Source organism: Pseudomonas sp. Pseusp97 (assembly GCF_047304025.1).
Classification (GTDB): Bacteria; Pseudomonadota; Gammaproteobacteria; order Pseudomonadales; family Pseudomonadaceae; genus Pseudomonas.
Window position 1 is genome coordinate 1 of the sequence record NZ_JBGLYK010000343.1, and the last position, 2,500, is coordinate 2,500.

Genomic DNA, 2,500 nt, shown 5'->3' on the forward strand with positions numbered 1-2,500 from the left:
TGCGCCATGGCATCGCCCTGCGCCGGCCACGCGCGCCGGGGCCGCGGTGATGCGGCACTCCTCGCGCTTGCGGTTGTGGATCAGGTAGGGCTCGGCGTCGTCGCCCGGCGTGCCGATGGCCAGCACCAGGTTCTGGCTGTCGGCGATGGCGCGGATCTTCTCGGTCGGCGCCTCGATGGCGGGGCCGGCGTCGAAGATGTCGACGTAACCCTGATAGCTGAAGCCCTCCGCCTTGAGCATGGCCAGCGCCGGCTCGGTGTGCGGGTGCACGCGGCCGATCACCTCCCGCGCATCCGCGGAGAGGAAGCAGGTGTAGAGCGGGAACTTGGGCATCAGCTCGGCGATGAAGGCCTTGTTGCCCACGCCGGTCAGGTAGTCGGCCTGGCTGAATTCCATCTTGAAGAAATGCCGGCCCAGGCTCTCCCAGAACGGCGAGCGACCGTCCTCGTCGGACATGCCGCGCATCTCGGCGATCACCTTGTCGCCGAACAGCTCGCGGAACTCGGCGATGAACAGGAAGCGCGCCTTGGACAGCAGGCGGCCGTTCAGGCCGGCACGGTGGTCGGCATGCAGGAACAGCGAGCACAACTCGGACTGCCCGGTGAGGTCGTTGGCCAGGAACAGGGTGGGAATCTCGCGGTGGATGCCCAGCTCCTGGGAGGCGCTGACGGTGAGGCCGACGCGGTAGTTGTACCAGGGCTCGCGCAGGCCGACGGCGCCGGCCACGGCGGAGATGCCGACGACCTTGCCGCTGTCGTCCTCGAGGACGAACAGGTAGTCGGCGTCGGCGCGCTCGGCTTCGCCGCGGAAGGCCTTCTCGGCCCAGCTCACGCGGTGCTGCAGGCGCTGCTCGTTGGCCGGCAGCGTGGTCAGGCCGGTGCCGGTGCTGCGCGCCAGGTCAAACAGAGCCGGCAGGTCGGCGCTGGTTACGGGACGGACGATCATGCTCTCTCCCCTCAGATCGCAACCAGGCGCACGCTGGCGCCCTCGCCGATGCCCAGGGCTTCGGCGGTTTGCTGGTTCAGGGTGACGGGCTTACCCGGTACCCAGTCGAGTTCGGCGACGACGGCGCGGAAGTCCTGCAGCTGGCCATTGGTGACCAGGTAGCCGCGGTTGCCCTTGGCGCCTTCGCCGATGCGCACCGGCACCTGCCGGCTCTGCGCGATGGAGCGGATGCTGCTGGTGCGCGCATGCAGCGCGGGGCCGCCGTCGAAGATGTCGACGTAGTTGTCGGACTCGAAGCCGTCGCGCATCAGGATGTCGAAGGTGATCTGCGCACGCGGGTGCACCTGGCCCATGGCTTCCTGGGCGTCGTCCGGCAGCAGCGGCACGTAGATCGGGTAATGCGGCATCAGTTCGGCGAGGAAGGTGCGGCTCTTCAGCCCGGAGAGCTTCTCGGCCTCGGTGTAGTCGAGGTCGAAGAAATTGCGCCCGATGGCGTTCCAGAACGGCGACTCGCCCTGCTCGTCGCTGTAGCCGACGATTTCCACCACCACCGCATCGGCGAAGCGCTCCGGATGGCTGGCCATGAACAGCAGCCGGCCACGGGAGTTGAGCTCGGCGATCGGCGTGTTCACCAGGTCGCGCTCGACGTAGAAGCTGGTCAGCAGGCTGTTGCCGGTGAGGTCATGGCACAGCGAGAGGACGTGGATCTTGTTGTGGATCTTCAGCTCGCGGGAGGCGTGCACGAAGGTCTCGTTGCGGAAGCTGTAGAACGGCTCGGAGAAGCCGGCCGAGGCAACGATGGCCGAGCAGCCGACCAGGCGGCCGGTGTCGGTATCTTCCAGCACGAAGAAATAGCTTTCTTCACCGTTGAAACTCACCTCGGCGGCGAACGAAGCCTCCGAAGCGAGGATCTTCTCGCGCAGGCGTTCCGCGTCGTCCGGCAGCGACGTGACGCCGACCGGGCTGTCCGCGGCGAGACGCTGCACTTGCTGCAGGTCGGCCACTTGGGCGGGGCGCATCACCAGCATGGCGTCACTCCTCTAACCAGACAAAAGTTCGTGATTCTTGGTTTCTGATTCGCGGGCGCGACACAGCCTGTGCCGCGCTCATCAGGGCATTCTCGGAAACCGGCCGGGACGATCCGGCCGGTTGAGCGGCGAAGCGCGGGCCTCGCCGATTCAGCGTAGCCGGGGGATCAGCCGCGGGTCAGCTTGGCGATGGCGCGCTCGAGGCGATCCAGGCCTTCGTCGATGTCGGCGTCCGGGATCACCAGGCTGGGCGCGAAGCGCACCACGTCCGGGCCGGCCTGCAGGACCATCACGCCTTCCTTCTCGGCGGCGTTGAGCACGTCCTTGGCCTTGCCCTTGAAGGCATCGTTGAGCACCGCACCGATCAGCATGCCCATGCCGCGCACCTGGGTGAAAATGCCGTACTCGGCGGCGATCTTCTCCAGGCGGACCTTGAAGCGTTCATGCTTGGCTTTCACGCCTTCGAGCACTTCCGGGGTGTTGATCACGTCGAAGGCCGCACCGGCGACGGCGCACGCCAGCGGGTT

General features: G+C 67.1%; 3 protein-coding genes (1 of these 3 cut by a window edge). All 3 read right to left on the bottom strand.

What is annotated here, in order from left to right:
* A partial coding sequence (astA, locus tag ACCC94_RS28480; RefSeq protein ID WP_413352944.1) for an arginine N-succinyltransferase occupies positions 1 to 945 on the bottom strand: 945 nt, incomplete at its 3' end.
* Positions 946 to 956: 11 nt separating this feature from the next.
* Positions 957 to 1,973, bottom strand: a complete 1,017-nt coding sequence (gene aruF / locus ACCC94_RS28485; RefSeq protein WP_413352945.1) for an arginine/ornithine succinyltransferase subunit alpha — start codon at positions 1,971 to 1,973, stop codon at positions 957 to 959.
* 167 nt (positions 1,974 to 2,140) lie between these two features.
* Positions 2,141 to 2,500 carry the 3' end of an aspartate aminotransferase family protein gene (locus ACCC94_RS28490; protein ID WP_413352946.1) on the bottom strand. 861 nt of this gene lie beyond the right edge of the window, so only the last 360 of its 1,221 coding nucleotides appear in the window; its start codon lies off the right edge, out of view; the stop codon is at positions 2,141 to 2,143.

What these genes read in the sequence shown, in the direction of transcription:
- aruF (WP_413352945.1), bottom strand. Translation starts at nt 1,973, where the DNA reads ATGCTGGTGATGCGCCCCGCCCAAGTGGCCGACCTGCAGCAAGTGCAG.